This is a genomic window from Haloarcula sp. Atlit-47R (assembly GCF_003665985.1).
Lineage (GTDB): Archaea > Halobacteriota > Halobacteria > Halobacteriales > Haloarculaceae > Haloarcula > Haloarcula taiwanensis.
Genome location: NZ_QPLQ01000001.1, coordinates 999,797 through 1,018,135, shown reverse-complemented (window position 1 = coordinate 1,018,135; position 18,339 = coordinate 999,797). Strand labels below are relative to the sequence as shown.

17 protein-coding genes and 2 tRNA genes are annotated in these 18,339 nt (G+C 64.8%); 6 read left to right on the top strand and 13 right to left on the bottom strand.

Features of this window, described 5'->3' with window-relative positions:
• Nucleotides 1-53 precede the first annotated feature (53 nt).
• The 6 genes from yciH to DVK00_RS05295 form a co-directional block, all read right to left on the bottom strand.
• On the bottom strand, nt 54-347 hold the full coding sequence (yciH, locus tag DVK00_RS05320; RefSeq protein ID WP_004516073.1) for a stress response translation initiation inhibitor YciH: 294 nt from the start codon (nt 345-347) through the stop codon (nt 54-56).
• Between the two features lie 44 nt (nt 348-391).
• Nucleotides 392-2,626 (bottom strand): transglutaminase domain-containing protein, encoded by a 2,235-nt coding sequence (locus DVK00_RS05315; protein WP_121577378.1) that lies wholly within the window; start codon nt 2,624-2,626, stop codon nt 392-394.
• The gene (locus DVK00_RS05310; RefSeq protein WP_121577377.1) at nt 2,623-3,597 is read right to left on the bottom strand and encodes a DUF58 domain-containing protein; all 975 of its coding nucleotides are present in this window, start codon (nt 3,595-3,597) and stop codon (nt 2,623-2,625) included. Before DVK00_RS05310 ends, DVK00_RS05315 begins: the two co-directional genes overlap by 4 nt.
• Nucleotides 3,594-4,553 (bottom strand): MoxR family ATPase, encoded by a 960-nt coding sequence (locus tag DVK00_RS05305; RefSeq protein ID WP_101351185.1) that lies wholly within the window; start codon nt 4,551-4,553, stop codon nt 3,594-3,596. Before DVK00_RS05305 ends, DVK00_RS05310 begins: the two co-directional genes overlap by 4 nt.
• 194 nt (nt 4,554-4,747) lie before the next feature.
• The gene (locus tag DVK00_RS05300; protein ID WP_101351184.1) at nt 4,748-5,017 is read right to left on the bottom strand and encodes a hypothetical protein; all 270 of its coding nucleotides are present in this window, start codon (nt 5,015-5,017) and stop codon (nt 4,748-4,750) included.
• Nucleotides 5,018-5,100: 83 nt separating this feature from the next.
• Nucleotides 5,101-5,784 carry a class I SAM-dependent methyltransferase gene (locus DVK00_RS05295; protein ID WP_101351183.1) on the bottom strand — a complete coding sequence of 228 codons (684 nt, stop codon included), beginning with the start codon at nt 5,782-5,784 and terminating at the stop codon, nt 5,101-5,103.
• Between the two features lie 162 nt (nt 5,785-5,946).
• Between DVK00_RS05295 and DVK00_RS05290 the strand changes: the two genes are divergently transcribed.
• The gene (locus tag DVK00_RS05290) at nt 5,947-7,290 is read left to right on the top strand and encodes a tryptophanase (protein ID WP_121512094.1); all 1,344 of its coding nucleotides are present in this window, start codon (nt 5,947-5,949) and stop codon (nt 7,288-7,290) included.
• Nucleotides 7,291-7,388: 98 nt separating this feature from the next.
• On the top strand, nt 7,389-7,607 hold the full coding sequence (locus DVK00_RS05285) for a hypothetical protein (RefSeq protein WP_004516066.1): 219 nt from the start codon (nt 7,389-7,391) through the stop codon (nt 7,605-7,607).
• On the opposite strand, the gene DVK00_RS05280 is transcribed toward DVK00_RS05285, so the two are convergent.
• The 7 genes from DVK00_RS05280 to DVK00_RS05250 all read right to left on the bottom strand — a co-directional run bounded on the left by DVK00_RS05280 (nt 7,564) and on the right by DVK00_RS05250 (nt 11,534).
• Nucleotides 7,564-8,541 carry a 5,10-methylenetetrahydromethanopterin reductase gene (locus DVK00_RS05280; protein ID WP_101351182.1) on the bottom strand — a complete coding sequence of 326 codons (978 nt, stop codon included), beginning with the start codon at nt 8,539-8,541 and terminating at the stop codon, nt 7,564-7,566. The two genes, DVK00_RS05285 and DVK00_RS05280, sit on opposite strands and share 44 nt — an antisense overlap.
• Entirely contained in the window at nt 8,528-9,301 is a 774-nt protein-coding gene (locus DVK00_RS05275; protein ID WP_121577376.1) for a coenzyme F420-0:L-glutamate ligase, read from the bottom strand. The genes DVK00_RS05280 and DVK00_RS05275 overlap by 14 nt, the downstream gene beginning before the upstream one ends.
• A gap of 107 nt (nt 9,302-9,408) precedes the next feature.
• The gene (locus tag DVK00_RS05270) at nt 9,409-9,897 is read right to left on the bottom strand and encodes a metallophosphoesterase family protein (protein WP_101351180.1); all 489 of its coding nucleotides are present in this window, start codon (nt 9,895-9,897) and stop codon (nt 9,409-9,411) included.
• A gap of 68 nt (nt 9,898-9,965) precedes the next feature.
• Entirely contained in the window at nt 9,966-10,262 is a 297-nt protein-coding gene (locus tag DVK00_RS05265; protein ID WP_198560194.1) for a winged helix-turn-helix transcriptional regulator, read from the bottom strand.
• A gap of 112 nt (nt 10,263-10,374) precedes the next feature.
• Entirely contained in the window at nt 10,375-11,028 is a 654-nt protein-coding gene (locus DVK00_RS05260; RefSeq protein ID WP_101351178.1) for a hypothetical protein, read from the bottom strand.
• A gap of 310 nt (nt 11,029-11,338) precedes the next feature.
• Nucleotides 11,339-11,411: transfer RNA gene (locus tag DVK00_RS05255), tRNA-Asp, on the bottom strand.
• A gap of 50 nt (nt 11,412-11,461) precedes the next feature.
• Nucleotides 11,462-11,534 (bottom strand) — tRNA-Asp (locus DVK00_RS05250).
• A gap of 276 nt (nt 11,535-11,810) precedes the next feature.
• Here DVK00_RS05250 and DVK00_RS05245 point away from each other — a divergent pair.
• The 4 genes from DVK00_RS05245 to DVK00_RS05230 are packed head-to-tail and all read left to right on the top strand — an operon-like array spanning nt 11,811 to nt 18,337.
• Nucleotides 11,811-12,038, top strand: coding sequence for a DNA-directed RNA polymerase subunit H (locus DVK00_RS05245; protein WP_004515447.1), 228 nt, complete (start codon nt 11,811-11,813; stop codon nt 12,036-12,038).
• Nucleotides 12,038-13,603, top strand: a complete 1,566-nt coding sequence (locus DVK00_RS05240; RefSeq protein WP_101351177.1) for a DNA-directed RNA polymerase subunit B'' — start codon at nt 12,038-12,040, stop codon at nt 13,601-13,603. Before DVK00_RS05245 ends, DVK00_RS05240 begins: the two co-directional genes overlap by 1 nt.
• A gap of 1 nt (nt 13,604) precedes the next feature.
• The gene (rpoB, locus tag DVK00_RS05235; protein WP_008307505.1) at nt 13,605-15,431 is read left to right on the top strand and encodes a DNA-directed RNA polymerase subunit B; all 1,827 of its coding nucleotides are present in this window, start codon (nt 13,605-13,607) and stop codon (nt 15,429-15,431) included.
• On the top strand, nt 15,428-18,337 hold the full coding sequence (locus DVK00_RS05230) for a DNA-directed RNA polymerase subunit A' (protein WP_121577375.1): 2,910 nt from the start codon (nt 15,428-15,430) through the stop codon (nt 18,335-18,337). Before rpoB ends, DVK00_RS05230 begins: the two co-directional genes overlap by 4 nt.
• Nucleotides 18,338-18,339 lie beyond the last annotated feature (2 nt).

Genomic DNA, 18,339 nt, shown 5'->3' with positions numbered 1-18,339 from the left:
CACAGCAGCGGCTTGCCACGGCGCTCTCACGAGAACCGTTGGCAGTCAGGAGTTCAGGCGACGTTGAAACCTTTGTCGCGGAGGAAATCCTCGACGCGGCCCGTGTGATTGCCCTGGAGCTCTATCTGTCCGTCCTCGACAGTGCCACCGCAGGCGAACTTCGACTTGAGGTCTGAGGACAGCGAGTCCATGTCGACGTCTTTCGGGTCGAATCCCTCGATGATCGTTACCTCCTTCCCGTAACGGCGCTCGTCGATGCGGATGTTAATCTCCTGGGACTCCTTAGCGACGTCCTCACAGACGCAGAGCTCCTCAGGCAGCCCGCACGTCGAGCAGACTTCCGACATTACAATCGCGCCTACGAACACGACCTATTAAACACTGTCGGGGACTACCGGTCAGAGACGATTCCATCGGCGAGTTCGACTGCCTCGTCGGCAATCGCTTCGTCGACCTCGCCGCCGTACCGGAGTCGCTCCCGTAGCGCGGCCAGTCGCCGGACCCGGTCGTCGGCCTCTATCGCGTCGAGATACGCCCGTACTGTCTCACCGCTCTTGCGGCTCCGGTGGTCCTTTGAAAGGATGTACATGGCCCGCTGGAACGCCCGCTCGACATCGGACTCGGGGTCCACACGACGCTGGTATCGCAGCCATACCGCCCGGTACGCTCGCTCGCTAAGGCCGGACCGGCGCGCGCCCGCTGCGATGCCGAGCAGCGCGACGACGCCCAGCGTCATCTCCTCGCGCGACGGGAGCGCCGGCAGGCGCAACTCCGTCGACTCGTCCGTGTCGGACGCTCCTGTCGTGCTGGTTGGCGTGTCAGTTTCGGTGGCCGTCGGCGTCTCAGTCGGTTCGGTTTCGGTATCGTTGGTCTCAGTCAACGGGGCGGGCGTCGACGTATCGGATGGCGTGTACTGCTCCACCGGGTCTCCGTCGCCGACAGTGGGCGACGGTCCGTCCGCATTCGCGTCCTCGATACGTTGCTGTCTGACTTCTTCGCGCGGCCCGGACGGCGTCGGGTCGAACTGCACCCAGCCTTGCCCAGGAAAGTACACCTCGACCCACGCGTGGGAGTTCAGCCCGCGCACGACCCACTCGTTCTCGTCGATTCGCTGGCCAGAGGTGTACCCGACGGTCATGCGCGCCGGGATGCCCTGGGTCCGGAGCATCGTCACCATCGTCGTCGCGAAGTAGACGCAGTACCCCTCGTCCATCTCGAAGAGGAAGGCGTCGGCGACGTTGAAACCGGGTCGATCGACGTCAAGTGAGTAGCCCTTGCTGTCCTGCAGCCAGCGTTCGATGACCAGCGCTGTCTCGTAGGGGTTCTCGGCGTTCGCGGTGAGAATAGCCGTCCGTTCCTCAACCCGGTCCGGCGTGCTGTCGGGGAGCTGGGTGTACAGCTCCACGGTCGCGTCGTCGTAGTCGGTCCCGGCCTCACGCAGCCCGTCCGGGGTCGCCACGAGCAGCTCGCTCCTGACCTCGTAGCTGTCGCCTGTCGACAGCGTGCCGTCGGGCTGGAATCCGCCCTCGCTGGAGACCGAGACCGACGGTCCCCCAGAGTAACGAACGGGCTTCCAGGCGGCCGGAACAGTCCCGATGGTCGACTCTGCCCGGAACTCCTGTCGAAGCGTCCGAGTTTCACCCGGTGGGCTGTCGAGGCGCTGGTCGCCGTACGGGCGTGGAGTTCCAGTCCGGACCCACCCGTTACCGGTGTAGCGGTCGTAGGAGGCGACCCGCCAGTAGCGCGGTTCTTCGCTTTCGACAGTGTACCGTATCTCAGGCGTCAACGAGATGCTCCCCTGTACCGAGAGGGACTCCCCGGCATCGAAGAGGCTCCCCTCGACGGTCTGACCCTCCGACCCGTCGTCGTACGATAGCAAGCTGTCACGGGTGATTGGTACCTGTGACAGCGCCGCCGGGACGACGATGATCGCCGCCAGCTGTTCGAGGACAGCGCGCCGCCCGGCGTCGATTCCCTCGCCGCCGTCGTCCGGGTGCTCCGTCGCGTCACCGCCAGTCATCGCGTCGGGTCGCTTCGTCAGGTCTGCCGGCTCGTCCGCTGACAGTGTATCGAGCGTCCCGAACCCGATAGTCGCCGCGATGCCGACGACGCCCAGCAGGGTCGTCACCACACCGGCGTCGGTCGTCAGGGCGAAGAACGCGAGCGCTGTGCCGGCCGCCACCGTCGCCGTCACGTACCAGCGCCGTAGCGCGAAATACCAGGTCAGAAACACCGGTGCCGGCGCGAACGACAGCACCCACAGCCTGACCTTGGCAATCTGGAGCAGCGACCGCCCGGTCAGCAGGGCGGCGGTATCCCCCAGCAGGTCTGTCACCGCCGGATTCGTCGAGAGGCTCAGGATGTACGCGACGAGTCCGCCAGCGAACAGCACTGCGCCGACACCGACCGCGAGGGGCGGTCTGAGCACGCGGGCAAGCAGCGTTGCACCCACGAACGAGAGCGCGGCAAGCGCCAGAAACAGGGTCGGGTCGCCGACCACGTCGCTGAGGTAGTACATCGTCCGCAGTGGCGCGCCGATGGCCAGCGCCGCCCCAAGCAACGCCAGTATCCGGGACCCGCTCCACGAGACCCGGCCGCGGACCCGTTCCGTGACGGCGGCGCTCATCCGTTCACCTCGCCCGCGATGGGGTTGTCACGGCTGGCGGTCACGTCGCCGAAGGACTGGCGGCGGCCGTCAACCGACACCGTGACGCCGTCGCCGTTGGCCGTGACGACCACGTCAGCGTCGTCCACACGGTCGGTCCGGCCCGCGTCGGCACGGGCCAGCAGTTCGAGCAGTCGCGTTCGATGGGTGTCGCCGTACCCCTGTTCAACCCCATCGTTCGGAACGGCAAGTTCGACGGCCAGACCGCTCTCCAGCGCGGCCATCGCGATGGTCGCCGCCGCAGCGGCCATCGCGTCGGCGTGCCCTTGCTGGGCTTCCGCGGCAACGAGCAGGGTCCGGTCGCTTCGGCTGTCGGTGAACTCCTTGACTAACAGGTTCTCGCGCTTGGCGCTGGATTTCCAGTGCACGTCCCGCAAGGAGTCGCCGCTGACGTACTCGCGCAATCGGTCGAACGACTGCCGGTCTTCGTTTTCCGGCGTGAACGTCTGCGCGAACGCGTCTGTCCCGCCCAGCCGGTAGACGGGCGGATACACGAGCACGTCGGTTCTGTTTCCGATGGTGTAGTGCTCCCTGACGAGCCCAAGCGCGTCCGTCACCGTCACGTCGACTGGGCCGACCTGTTGCTCGCCCCGGGCCGTGTAGGTGACGCGGTAGGTCACCGTCGCGGGCAGGGACTTCCGGACTGTCGTCTCTCCCTCAAGCCCCTCAGAAAGCCGGTCGGTGACCGTCGCAATCCCGCTGCCGTCGACGCGGAACTCCACGGGCTTCGTCTCGCCGGGAAACCCGCGGCGGAGGCGGCCCCGCTCGACGGTCGGTGCGCCGCTCCAGCGAACCTGCACGGCGGCGGCGAACACACCCACGAACAGCGGGCCGGCAACGGCAGTAAGCCCGGGCTGCCCGAATCTGGCACTGACCAATAGGGCGGCAACGGCGACGGCGAGGACGGCGAAACCACGGCGTGTCGGTCTCATTCGACGTAGACGGTATCGAGTGCCTCCGCGACGAGTTCCCGGGCGTCCTGCTCGCTGCGCTCGGTCCGGATGCGGTGTGGCAGGACGACCGGCGCTTCAGTCTGGATGTCGTCGGGGATGACGTAACTGCGGCCGTCGAGTACGGCGCGGGCCTGTGCCGCCCGGAGCAGCGAGATGCTCCCTCGCGGGCTGACACCCAGCTGTGCGTTCTCCCGCGTGTACCGCGCGAGTCGGGTCGCGTACGACCGGATCGGCTCTTCGACGGTCACGTCGGCTACTGTTTCCCGAGCGGCGGAGAGCGCTTCGAGCGTGGCGACCGACGACAGTTCCTCGATGGGGTGGTGGCCCACCACGTCACCCAGCATCTCCGTCTCCGCCGCCTCGTTCGGATACCCCAGATGGAGCTTCGTCATGAACCGGTCGAGTTCGGCCATCGGCAGGTCGTAGGCCCGGTTCTGCTCGACTGTGTTCTGCGTAGCGATGACCGTGAACGGCTGTGGCACGGGGTGTGTGGTCCCGTCGACCGAGACCTGCTGTTCCTCCATCGCTTCCAGCAGCGCCGACTGCGTTTTCGGCGGCGCGCGGTTGATCTCGTCTCCGAGGACGACGTTGGCGAAGATCGGCCCCGGCCGGAACTCGAACTCCTGTGTCTTCTGGTTGTAGATGTTGACACCGGTCACGTCGGTCGGGAGGAGGTCCGGCGTGAACTGGACGCGCTTGAATTCGCCGTCGAACGACGCCGCGACGGAACGGGCTAACATCGTCTTGCCGACGCCGGGGACGTCCTCAAGCAGGACGTGACCGCGTCCAAGCAGCGCGATGACGATGTGTTCGATGGCGTCGTGTTGCCCGACGATGACCTGTTCGACGTTTTCGATCACCTGATTGGCGACGCGTGTGGCGTCGCGGAGAGGACTGTCCGACTGTTGACTGCGTGAGGTGTCAGTGTCTGTCATAGTCGCAATCTCGTGGGACGACGCCGTGGCACGGGGACTGGTAGGATAGTCTGCCCTGTCGACCAGTAAGTGTCTTGTGTGGGGTACCACATCCTCCGGGCCGTTCAGTTGTAGCCGCGTCTATGGCGTGCGCGTATGTAACTCTGTGGATGGGTGAGAACAACACACATCCGGTTCGCGGCCGGTAGCGCCGCTCACCAGGACTTACACGCCCCACAGACGAGGATGCCGTCCTGTGTCCACCGCCGCTCGACGACCTCCCCACACTCGGCGCAGGCCGCTCCATCGGGCGACCACGCGTACGTCGTCACGGCCGGGTCGACCCCGTCGGTCGAGGCTTCGGCGTCGGAGGCTTCGCTTTCTGTCTCTGTCGTCTCGTCTCTCGCAGACGTGCCGTTCTCTCCCCCATCCTCGCTCTTGTCGCCACCGTCGAGAAAGTCCTCCAGCGAGGTATCTTCGGCCATACTCCTTCGTTTTGCCTGCGGCCACAAAATACTCTGTCGGTCGTTCCGGCCGAGGTCCGTGTTTTGACCGGCTATCCGGGCCGTTATTCCGTGGCGATGCCGACAGTCAGCAACGTCCCAAGTTCGCGGTAGCGCTCGACCATCGCCTCTCGGGTCTCGAACTCGTCGGTTGGAAACGCATCCGCCGGCGGGATCTCGACCTCGCGGTCGGGGATGGTGTCCTGTGATGCCACGGCCAGCCCCGCCTCGCGGAAGGCCTCGCGGTACTCCGGGGCGCTCCAGCGTGTCATCTCGATGTCGATGAACTCCTGCCACTCGTGGGAGTGGACGTTCTCCTCGTAGTAGTTCACCGCGATGTGGGCGGTCCCGCCCGGTCGCAGCACTCGTGCGATTTCTTCGAGCGTGTGTGGCGGGTCGCTGGCGTAGTAAAACGCCTCCATCGAGAACACGTGGTCGATGCTGTCGGTCGCAAACGGCAGGGCGTCGAAGTCCCCGCGCAGGAACCCGATACCGTCGTCGTCCGTGTACTCGCGGGCGTTCCGGAGCATCTCCGGCGACCCGTCGAGACCATAGCAGGGCCCGGCGTCGTTGGTGTCCCGAAGCGCACGGAGCGCATAGCCCGACCCCGTTCCGAGGTCGAGGACCGTGTCGCCCGGTTCGACCGGCATCCGGGCGAGGACGTGCTTGGCGGTGTGCCAGTGCCGGTCTTCCATCCCTCTGTCTTTGCCTTCGGCCGCCCACGCGTCGAATTCCTCGCGAACGCTCATACGTCCCTCCAGCAGTTGTGGCCCCAAAATGCCCGCTATTTTGGCCTGCCAGAAACACCTGTCCACCGATAGCCGTACTCGGCTGGTGATGGACATCTCAGCCCACCGCTGTACACAGACTATCAGATGGGGAATAAGTCGGTCGCCGTACTGCGACACAGCATGCGCTCGTACAAGGCCAAATCGGTAACCTCGATACAGCTCCCACCCCGTGAACGACGTGCGGCCGCGCTCACCGAGGCCGGACACAACGTCTTTAACCTCGCTTCGGATGATGTCTTTATCGACCTGTTGACTGATTCGGGGACTGGCGCGATGAGTGACGACCAGTGGGCGGACGTAGTCCGCGGGGACGAGGCCTACGCCGGTTCGCGCTCGTTCGAACGCTTCCGTGAGGCGGTCGCCGACGTGATGGGATTCGACCGCGTGGTCCCGACTCATCAGGGCCGCGGCGCGGAGAACGTCCTCTTCGGGGCGCTATTGGACGAGGGTGACGTCGTGCTCAACAACACGCATTTCGACACCACCCGCGCACACGTAACGAATCAAGGCGCTACTGCGGTCGACTGCCCGGCAGAGACGGATCTGACCTCCGACAGCGTCGGGACGTTTGCCGGAAACTTCTCCACAGACCGTGGGTGGGACGCCGTCGAAAAGTACGGGGAGGATGCTGTTTCGGCTGTCGTCCTGACGATCACGAACAACTCCGCCGCCGGTCAGCCGGTGTCCATGGAGAACATCCGCGAGACGGCCGCCTTCGCCACGGAAATCGACGCAACGTTCGTCATCGACGCCTGTCGGTTCGCCGAAAACGCACAGTTCATCAAACAACGGGACCCCGAATACGCCGACACGCCCCTCAATGAGATCGCTCGCGAGCAGTTGCGTCCCGCGGACGCAATCACGATGAGTGGGAAAAAGGACGCACTCACAAACATCGGCGGGTTCACTGCCGTTCGCGACGCTGCCCTGTTCGAACAGTGCAAACAGCGCGCGATCCTGTACGAGGGGTTTCCGACTTACGGGGGCCTCGCGGGTCGCGATCTCGAAGCGATGGCCACCGGTCTCCGGGAAGCGGTCCAACCGCCGTACGTCGCCGAGCGGATCGAACAGGTCGCGACCCTCGGCGACCTCCTGCGTGAGCGCGACATCCCGATTGTCACGCCGACCGGCGGTCACGCCGTCTACATTGATGCCGCGGCCCTGTTCCCGGATATTCCCGCCGACCAGTTCCCCGGGCAGCGCCTCGTCTGTGAACTCTACCGCGAAGGCGGCGTCCGGACAGTCGAACTCGGCTCGTTCGCCTTCCCCGGGACCGACCGTCCGGAACTCGTCCGCCTCGCCCTGCCCCGCCGGACATACTGGCGCGAACACCTCGAACACATCGCGGAGACCGCTGCTCGCGTCCGCGACCGCCGCGACGAGTACACCGGCCTGAAAATCGTCTGGGAGCCACCGATGGAAGAACTCAGACACTTCTCAGCGGAACTCGAACCCGTCGCGTAAGGGCGCTCGATTGTAACTCCGGACGAGAGCGGCTCTCGAGCGCCCGTGTGGTGGCCGGGAACGCAAACGCAAAGTAGGGCCACGCTAACGTTCAGGTAATGCAAGGACTGCTGTCGGAACTGCTCCAGAGCATCATCGACATGCCCGGCTGGTTTATCGACGTGGCACTGAACGACCCGCTGGCGGCGCTTATGCTCGCCGTCGGTGCCGTCATCACGACCGTCTCGGTCGCCTTCTTCGGGTACCTGTCGCTGGGGGCCGTGCTTTCGCTGTTCAGCGGCTCCGGCGGTCGCGGACCGCCCCAAGCAAATCGATAGCCGTCTCGACATCCGGCCCGAGCGGCGACGCGAACACCACGCTGTCTGCGTGTTCTTCCAGCACCGCCGTGCGCTCGGCCACCGTCTCCGGCGTCCCGGCGATACAGAACGCGTCCAGCATCGCCTCGGTAACGCCGTCGAATGCGGCCGTGAAATCGCCGGCGGAGATCGCCTGCCCGATATCTTCGGCGGCCTCGTGGTCGATGCCGTGGCGGTCGAGCACTGCCGGGGGTGAGCCGGCGGCGACGAACGCGACCGGCGGCCGCGCGGCCTCCCGTGCCTCGGTCGCGTCCTCGGCGACCGAGACGCTGGCGTAGGCCGCGAGGTCGAACTCGCCGTACTCCTCGGGTCGCTCGTCGGCCATGTCCTCCACCTGCTCGCGTGCCCACGCGAGGTCTTTCGGATGCGCACCGTTGTACAGCGCGCCGTCAGCGTGTTTCGCTGCCATCCGGGTCATGTGCGGCCCCTGCGCGCCGACGTACACCGGAATCTCACCGACCTCGTAGTTCAGCCCGGCGTCGACGGCCTCAAACGTCCCGTCGTGGTCGACCCGCTCGCCGTCCCAGAGCTTCCGGGCGGTCTTGAACGTCTCAAGCACGCGTCGCAGCGCGTCGTCGTGGTCGAAGCCGAGATTGCTGAGCGTCGACTTATCGCCCGGCCCGATGCCGAAGACCGCCCGGCCGTCGCTCAGTTCGTCCAGCGTTGCGACCCGCGACGCTAGCGTCACTGGGTGCGTTTCGTAGGGGTTCGCGATGCCGGGGCCGAGCAGTACCTCGTCGGTCCGCTCGGCCATCGCGGTCAGCGACATGAACTGGTCGCGGTTGTTGTAGTGGTGACTGACGTAGACGGCGTCGAGCGCGTTCGATTCAGCCTGTTCGGCAAACGAGGCGAGCTGTGCGACCGGGTGTTCCGGGGTGAGTTCAATCGCGTACATGTGACCACTGTCTGAGTGCTTGTCTGACTACGTCCTTCTCCGGGTCGCGGAACAGTTGCTCGCTGCCCGCGTGGTCGCCGAAGTCGAAATCGCGGACGACTGCGGCGGGTGTTCCGCCGTCACCCTCGCCGGTGACGAGGTTGGCCGCGGCGGCGAGTTCGTCGACGACGGCCTGGACGGTGGCTTCGAGTTCACGGCCGTCGCGGTCGTGTTCGCCACGCCAGTCCCGTGACGCAGAAAGACCGGCCCAGCCCAGCGCGACCCCGCGCTGGCCGAGACGGAACGGCCGGCCTGACGTGTCAGTAACGATGACACTGGGTTCGACGCCCGCCTGCTCGCGGATGCCGTCACGGATCGCTTCAGCCTCCGCCGTCGGGTCTTCGGGAAGTAAGAGGAGGTCCGAGTCGGGCACGTTCGAGCGGTCAATGCCCGCGTTGACCGTGATGTGGCCGAAATCCGTCACCCCGAGGATGAACGGGGCTTCGACCAGCACTTCCTCACACTCCGCTATAATCGCCTGTGCCATCCGCGGGTCCTTCTCTTCACCGGCGATATCCTCGATGGTCGCCGCGATACGCCGGGCGCGCTCGCCCGGCTCGTACGATGACAGCGACCGGCCGCGTCCGCTGGCTTTGGAAACGATGGTGCTGGCGACACAGACCACGTCGTCATCCCGCAGGTCGGCCTGCTCGACGAGCAACTCGGCTATGTCATCGCCAGGTCGAACCTCGGGCAGCCCCTCGACCGCGAAGACTTCCATACCACTCCTGCGGTCCCTGCGGGAAAAAGACCCGCGTTCGCTGCAAAGCCGGCCAACAGTGGCAACAGCTGCCGGTACGCGGGAGCGAGCCGCGACAGCGCTGCGCTTTACAGCTCGTGCTCTGCTACGTCGAGCGTCCCATCCTCGACTGTCGCGGTCAACATCGTCGGGCGGTCTGCTGGCGAAGCTCCCGTGACGCTGCCGGGGTTAAGCAGCCGCACGCCCTCGTAGACGGTGTCAACAAGTTCGTGAGTGTGACCGGCGACGCCGACAGCGGTACTGTCGGCTTCCTCGCGGACCGCAGCGGCGACACGGTCTGCCCAGCCTTGCTGTGAGCCAGTCCCGTGTGTCACGACGAACGTGACGCCACCGAGTTCGACTGTCGCCCGTTCTGGCAACCCGATCTGCGGGTCGATGTTGCCCGAGACGGCGGTCAGTTCCGCCGCCATGTGCTGGCTGTCAGCAAGCGCTCCTTTGCTGTCGAAGTCACCGGCGTGGATGACGTGGTCGGCGACCTCGATGCGCTCCCGGAACGACGGCGGAATCTCGTGTTCCCGGGACGGAATATGCGAATCGCTAATGAGAGCGACATCCATATCGACCCATCGCATCGGCGTTCGAAAAGGGTTACTGCCACGGAAACGGGTTCGACTGACCGTTCTGGCTACTCTGTAGACGAGAACACGTCTCGCAGCCCGTCCAACTGCTCGATAAGTCTGTCGATGCCGTCGTTGATCGTCGCTACCCGCTCGTCGATGTTGTCGACCGGAATCGCTCCCTGCGGCGTCGGCTCGATGAGTTCGTCGTCTTCCAGCATCCGTAGCGAGTATCGCACTTTGTGTTTCGGAACCCCTGTCTCCTCGGCGAGCCGAACGATGCCGATCGGCCCGTTCTCGATGACGGCTTCGAGGATCGACAGGTCCCGCCCCTCCTTCTCGACCTGATCTTCGAGTCGGTCCATTCCCATAGCAAGTCGTACCTGTGCATTTACGGCCGCGATACATAAACGCCCCAGTTGCGGCACTGTGGCTCGGGTCTGTCAGCTGAAACTGTGCGCTCGGTGTCCACGACCCCTACTCGTCTGAGACCGGTGTCCGCCGGAGTTCGTCGAGCTGGTCTCGGAGCTTACTCAGCTCAGTCTCCAGTTCCTCGCGGCGGTCGATGAGCGCGCTCAGTTCCTCCGTGTTGACCGAGTAGTCGTTATCCATCGCCACGTCCAGCGCGTCTGTCGTCGCGCCCGTGAGGTCAGACGCGACCCGCAACACTTCACTTGGTGTCCCGCGGGATTCGTACAGCTCCTGTTCGCCTGACAGCGGGCTGTAGGTCACCATTGGCGATTCGACACCCCGGTGGTAGCTCACCGCGTAGCTCGTGTCTGTCACCGGATTGAGGCGGTCGTCCGCCCGCTCCGTCCGGACGATGTTGAACGGCTCAGCTAGTGCGGGAAACGTGTCGGCGAGGTCCCGCAACCGGTCAGCGGCGGTCACGTCCAGCTGTGCTTCCACGTCGCCGAAGAACTGCCGCGAATTGGTGAGGCTGAACGCCACGGTGTAAAACACCGACTCGTCGCTGTCGGCCAGATTGCGAACACGGTCGCGGACCTCCTCGTGCCGGCCCTCGATAGTGAGCTTCTCCAGTTCCTCAAGCAGCGCCCGGACGCCCTCTTCGCGTTCGAGGAACGCCTCGACGATTGCGCCGGGCATGTCCTCGCCATCCACGTCCTCCATGGCCTCTCTTTTGCGGGGCCTGGTAAACAGTTTGTCGCTGGCAGCCGCTAATCGGCACGCCTTACACCCAACACAAAACATATGCCATCCCACGTGAAGTGATAGCACGTCCGACCCCGGTGGACGGACACTATGACAGGCCACGGGGGAACTTCCCCGGCCACCTGCTACTGCTCTTGTGACATCAGTATACGCCGTTTTCTCGGCACGTAGGCGGTGTTTACTGCCTGCTGGACGGCTACTAATAACGCACCAGCGGTCCGTACGACGGCGATAAAACGCGTCGCTTGATGATTTGATTTCGAAGAAGCGCCCGGAGCGGGATTTGAACCCGCGTCACGACCGTGACAGGGTCGTATGATGGGCCACTACACCATCCGGGCAGCCTACGAGCACGCACTGCATAGCGCTCGTCAGTTTGGTCGCAATAGAACGCCCGGAGCGGGATTTGAACCCGCGTCACGACCGTGACAGGGTCGTATGATGGGCCACTACACCATCCGGGCCTTCGTTGCATTCTTTCGTACCTTGGTGTCAGTATTAAGACTTTCCAAAGAGACCCGCCCCGGGATGAATGCACATGACGGGACCCAAAGTTCTATGTCCGGTCTGCGCTATGTGGTTGGTAAGAGCAACCACGCCCGCAGTCCGTGAGGGTGGGCGGGTCCGATAGCCACGGCAGAGCGACTTGGTAAGTGTTATATGCGCCCCGACAGTACGGCCCTGTAGTATCTCGTGACAGCCACCTTCTCCAGCAGCAGGCCAAACGCACACGCACACACATGGTAGATGTAAGTCAACACGACCTCGTCCCAGACCACAGTGTCGTCGACGAGGACGACCTCGAAGCAGTACTCACGGAGTATGACATCAAGAAGACGGACCTTCCGAAGATCAAGCGCACCGACAAGGCGCTGCCGGACGACGCCGAAGTCGGTGACGTGGTTCGGATCGAACGCGACTCCCGGACGACCGACACCGCAGTTGTCTATCGACTGGTGGTAGAATAATGGACACACAAGATCGCCGCGCTATATCGCGTGAATATTTCGCCAAGGAACGGCTCGCCGAACACCACTTCCGCTCGTTCAACGCATTCCTCGACCGAGGGATGCAGCAGGTCGTCGACGAGAAAGAGACCATCGAGACTGACATCGGCGACAAGGAAGGACAGGAACCGGTGTGGGTCGAACTGGGCGACGTCCGCGTCGTCACCCCTCGAGTCCGCGAGGCCGACGGCAGCGAGGAACTGCTGTATCCGCAGGAAGCCCGCCTCCGCAACATTACCTACTCCGCGCCGGTGTTCATGGAGATGGCCATCGTCCGCGGTGGCGAGGAGGAACCGGAGGAAGTCGTCGACCGGACCGAGACCAAGATCGGGCGGATGCCCATCATGGTCGGGTCGAACAAGTGCAACATCGCGGGCTTCACCGACGAGGAGCTCATCGACATCGGCGAGGACCCCGCAGACCCCGGTGGCTACTTCTGTGTCAACGGCTCCGAGCGGGTGCTGATGACCAGCGAGGACCTCGCCCCGAACAAGATTCTGGCCGAGTACGACACCAAGTACGGCGACGAGGTGCAGGTCGCCAAGACGTTCTCCCAGCGCCGTGGCTACCGCGCGCTGGTGCTGTGTGAGCGGACGCGGGACGGACTGCTGGAAGTCTCGTTCCCGTCCGTCTCGGGCAGTATCGACTTCGTTACGCTGGTGCGCGCGCTGGGGCTGGAATCGGACGAGGAAATCGTCCACCGCGTCAGCGAGGACCCGGAAATCGTGAAGTTCATGCTGGAGAACCTAGAGGAGGCCGAGGTCCAGACGACCGAGGAAGCAATCGAGACGCTGGGCAAGCGCGTCGCCTCCGGGCAGGGCAAGAACTACCAGCTCAAGCGAGCCAACTACGTCATCGACCGCTATCTCCTCCCGCATCTGCACGAGGAAGGCGTCGAGGAAGAGGAGGTCCGCATCAACAAGGCGTTCTACCTCTGCCGGATGGCCGAGGCGTGTTTCGAACTGGCGCTTGGCCGTCGCGAATCCGACGACAAGGACCACTACGCGAACAAGCGGCTGAAGGTCAGCGGCGACCTGATGACGGACCTGTTCCGGACGGCGCTGAACAAGCTCGCCCGGGACGTGAAGTACCAGCTCGAACGGGCCAACATGCGCAACCGGCAGCTCTCCGTCTCGACGGTCGTTCGCTCGGACGTGCTGACCGAGCGGCTCGAACACCCCATCGCGACGGGGAACTGGGTCGGCGGCCGCTCCGGCGTGAGCCAGCTGGTCGACCGGACCGACTTCATGGGGGTGCTCTCGCACCTCCGGCGGCTGCGCTCGCCGCTCAGCCGCTCCCAGCCCCACTTCGAGGCACGGGACCTGCACGCGACCCAGTGGGGGCGCATCTGTCCCTCCGAGACGCCGGAGGGCCCCAACTGTGGGCTGGTGAAGAACTTCGCCCAGGCGATGGAGCTGTCGCAGGACGTCGAGGATCCACAGGGTCTCAAACAGGAACTCGCGGAGATGGGGGTTCAGGGCATCCCCGGTATCGAGTCGATAGAACAGCAGCCCGCGGACGATTAACATGAGTCAGGGACGCGAAGCCAAAGTATACGTAAACGGTAGTCTGGTCGGCACACACCCCGACCCGGAACAGCTCGCAGAACAGGTACGACAGGCGCGACGACGGGGAGACGTCTCCCAGATGGTCAACGTCTCGGTGAAAAACCGGACCGGCGAGGTCATCATCAACGCCGACGCTGGCCGTGCCCGACGCCCGCTGCTGGTCGTCGAAGACGGCGAACCGCTGATGACCGACGAGGAGGTCGAGCAGGTCAAAGAGGGCGAGCTCGAATTCGAGGAACTCGTCGAGCGTGGCCTCGTCGAGTTCATCGACGCCGAGGAAGAGGAGGACATCCTCGTCGGCGTCGACGAGGACGAACTCACGGAGAAGCACACGCACCTGGAAGTCGACCCGCAGCTGATGTTCGGTATCGGTGCGGGGATGATTCCGTATCCCGAACACAACGCCTCGCCCCGGATTACGATGGGGTCGGGGATGATAAAGCAGTCGCTGGGCCTGCCGTCGGCGAACTACCGCATCCGCCCGGACACGCGCCAGCACCTGCTGCACTACCCCCAGCTCTCGATGGTCAAGACCCAGACCACCGAGCAAATCGGCTACGACGACCGCCCCGCGGCACAGAACTTCGTCGTCGCCGTGATGAGCTACGAGGGGTTCAACATCGAGGACGCACTCGTGATGAACCAGGGGTCGGTCGACCGCGCGCTCGCCCGCTCGCACTTCTTCCGCACCTACGAGGGCGAGGAACGGCGCTACCCCGGCGGTCAGGAGGACCGCTTCGAGATTCCCGACGACGAGGTCCGTGGCGCACGCGGCGAGGAAGCGTACACCCACCTCGACGACGACGGTCTCGTGAATCCGGAGACGAAGGTCGGCGAGAACGCCGTCCTGCTGGGCAAGACCAGCCCGCCGCGGTTCCTCGAAGAACCGGACGACATGGGCGGACTCTCCCCCCAGAAGCGCCGCGAGACGAGCGTGACGATGCGCTCGGGCGAATCCGGCGTCGTGGACACGGTCACGCTGATGGAAGGCGAGGACGGCTCGAAGCTCTCGAAGGTCTCGGTGCGTGACGAGCGCATCCCCGAACTCGGGGACAAGTTCGCCAGCCGCCACGGCCAGAAGGGCGTCGTCGGCCACATCGCCCCCCAGGAGGACATGCCGTTCACCGAGGAGGGCGTCGTCCCGGACCTCATCATCAATCCGCACGCGCTGCCGTCGCGGATGACCGTCGGCCACATCCTGGAGATGATTGGCGGGAAGGTCGGTGCGCTCGAAGGCCGACGCGTCGACGGCACCGCCTTCACCGGCGAGGACGAGGAGGAACTGCGTGGCTCGCTCGAAGAGCACGGCTTCGATTCGTCGGGCAAGGAGACGATGTACTCCGGCGTCACCGGCGAGAAAATCGACGCGGAAATCTTCGTCGGCGACATCTTCTACCAGAAGCTCTACCACATGGTGTCGAACAAACTGCACGCCCGCTCGCGCGGGCCGGTGCAGGTGCTTACCCGCCAGCCCACCGAGGGGCGCGCCCGCGAGGGTGGCCTCCGTGTAGGTGAGATGGAGCGGGACGTGCTCATCGGGCACGGCGCGGCGATGGCGCTCAAGGAGCGCCTGCTCGACGAGTCCGACCGCGAGTGGATAAACGTCTGTGGGCAGTGTGGGATGACGGCCGTCGAGAACGTCGAACAGCGGCGTATCTACTGTCCGAACTGCGAGGAGGAGACCGACATCCACGAGGTCGAGATGTCCTACGCGTTCAAGCTCCTGCTTGACGAGATGAAGGCGCTCGGAATCGCCCCGCGGATCGAACTGGAGGACGCAGTATGAGTTCACAACAGACACCACAGGAAATCGGTCAGCTCAGTTTCGGGCTGATGGACCCGGAGGAGTACCGCGAGATGTCGGCCACAAAAGTGATTACGGCCGACACGTACGACGACGACGGCTTCCCCATCGACATGGGGCTGATGGACCCGCGACTGGGCGTCATCGACCCCGGACTGGAGTGCAAGACCTGCGGGAAACACAGCGGGTCGTGTAACGGTCACTTCGGCCACATCGAACTCGCCGCGCCGGTCATCCACGTCGGCTTCGCGAAGCTCATCCGCCGGCTCCTGCGCGGGACCTGCCGGGAGTGCTCTCGGCTCTGTCTCGACGAGCACGAGCGCGACGAGTTCGCCGACCGACTGACACGGACCCAGGACCTCGGCCGCGACCTCAACGACGTGACCAAGGCCGCCATCCGGCAGGCCCGCAAGAAGGACCGCTGTCCGTTCTGTGGCGAGAAGCAGTACGACATCAAACACGAGAAGCCGACCACCTACTACGAGGTCCAGGACGTGCTGGCCTCGGACTACCCCGAGCGAATCGCCGCCGCGATGGAGGAGGCCGAGGAGCCGATCTCGCCCGTCGAACTATCCGAGGAGACCGGCATCGACAGCAGCCGCGTCCAGGAGATTCTCAGCGGCGAGTTCCGCCCGCGCCAGGAGGACCGCCGCGCCCTAGAGAAGGCGCTGTCGGTCGACCTGACTGAGGAGGACATGAACAAGCTCATGCCCAGCGACATCCGGGACTGGTTCGAGGACATCCCGGACGAGGACATCGAAGTGCTGGGGATGAAACCGGCCCGTTCACGGCCCGAGTGGATGATTCTGACGGTGCTGCCGGTGCCGCCGGTCACCGCTCGGCCCTCGATTACGCTGGACAACGGCCAGCGCTCCGAGGACGACCTCACGCACAAGCTCGTGGACATCATCCGCATCAATCAGCGGTTCATGGAGAACCGCGAGGCGGGTGCGCCACAGCTGATTATCGAGGACCTCTGGGAACTGCTGCAGTACCACGTCACCACCTTCATGGACAACGAGATCTCGGGCACGCCGCCGGCGCGACACCGCTCCGGCCGGCCGCTCAAGACGCTCTCCCAGCGCCTGAAGGGCAAGGAGGGCCGCTTCCGCGGCTCGCTGTCCGGGAAGCGCGTGAACTTCTCCGCTCGTACCGTCATCTCGCCGGACCCGACGCTCTCGCTCAATGAGGTCGGCGTCCCGGATCGGGTCGCAAAGGAGATGACCCAGACGATGAACGTCACCGAGCGCAACCTCGAAGAGGCCCGTCGCTACGTCTCCAACGGGCCGGAAGCCCACCCCGGCGCGAACTACGTCAAGCGGCCCGACGGCCGCCGGCTGAAGGTGACCGAGAAGAACTGCGAGGAACTGGCCGAGAAGGTCGAACCCGAGTGGGAAGTGTCCCGCCACCTGGTCGACGGCGACATCATTATCTTCAACCGCCAGCCGTCGCTGCACCGGATGTCCATCATGGCCCACGAGGTCGTCGTGATGCCGTACAAGACGTTCCGGCTGAACACGACGGTCTGCCCGCCGTACAATGCTGACTTCGACGGCGACGAGATGAATATGCACGCCCTGCAAAACGAGGAGGCCCGCGCGGAGGCCCGGGTCCTCATGCGCGTGCAGGAACAGATGCTCTCGCCGCGCTTCGGCGAGAACATCATCGGCGCGATTCAGGACCACATCAGCGGGACGTACCTGCTGACCCACACCAATCCGAAGTTCAACGAGACGCAGGCGCTCGACCTCCTGCGTGCGACCCGAATCGACGAACTGCCCGAGCCGGACGGCGTCGACGAGGACGGCGAGGAGTACTGGACCGGCCGCTCGCTGTTCTCGGAACTGCTGCCCGACGACCTGAACCTGGAGTTCACGTCCTCCGCCGGCGACACGGTCGTCGTCGAGGACGGCCAGATGACTGGCGGCACCATCGACGAGGACGCCGTCGGCGCATTCGGCGGCGAAATCGTCGACACCATCGCCAAGGACTACTCGCGGACCCGCGCCCGGATTCTGGTCAACGAGGTCTCGGCGCTGGCGATGCGCTCTATCATGCACTTTGGGTTCTCCATCAGCATCGACGACGAGTCTATCCCACGAGAAGCGGAAGAGCAGATCAACGACGCCATCGACAGCGCGTACGACCGCGTCGAGGAACTCATCGAGACCTACGAACGGGGCGAACTCGAATCCCTGCCCGGCCGGACCGTCGACGAGACGCTGGAGATGAAAATCATGCAGACGCTGGGCAAGGCGCGTGACTCCGCCGGTGACATCGCCGAGGACCACTTCGGCGAGGACAACCCGGCCGTCATCATGGCCGAGTCCGGTGCGCGTGGGTCGATGCTGAACCTGACCCAGATGGCCGGCTGTGTCGGCCAGCAGGCAGTCCGCGGCGAGCGGATCAACCGCGGGTACGAGAACCGCACCCTCTCGCACTTCGAGGAGAACGACCTGTCGGCGGACGCCCACGGCTTCGTGGAGGCCTCCTACCGCTCCGGCCTCGGCCCCAAGGAGTTCTTCTTCCACGCGATGGGTGGCCGCGAGGGGCTGGTCGACACGGCCGTCCGGACCTCCAAGTCCGGGTACCTCCAGCGCCGGCTCATCAACGCCCTCTCCGAACTGGAGACGCAGTACGACGGCACCGTCCGGGACACAAGCGACACCATCGTTCAGTTCGAGTTCGGCGAGGACGGCACGTCGCCGGTCGACGTCTCCTCGAACCAGGACGAGGCCGCCGTCGACGTCGAGCAGATCGCCGACAGCGTCCTCGACGAGGAGTTCGAGAGCGAAAAGCAAAAAGAGAGCTTCCTCGGGACCCGCACCGAGCGGACCAACCTCTCGGAGCACGCGGACGACTGGTGGATGGCCGAGGGTGACGACTAACA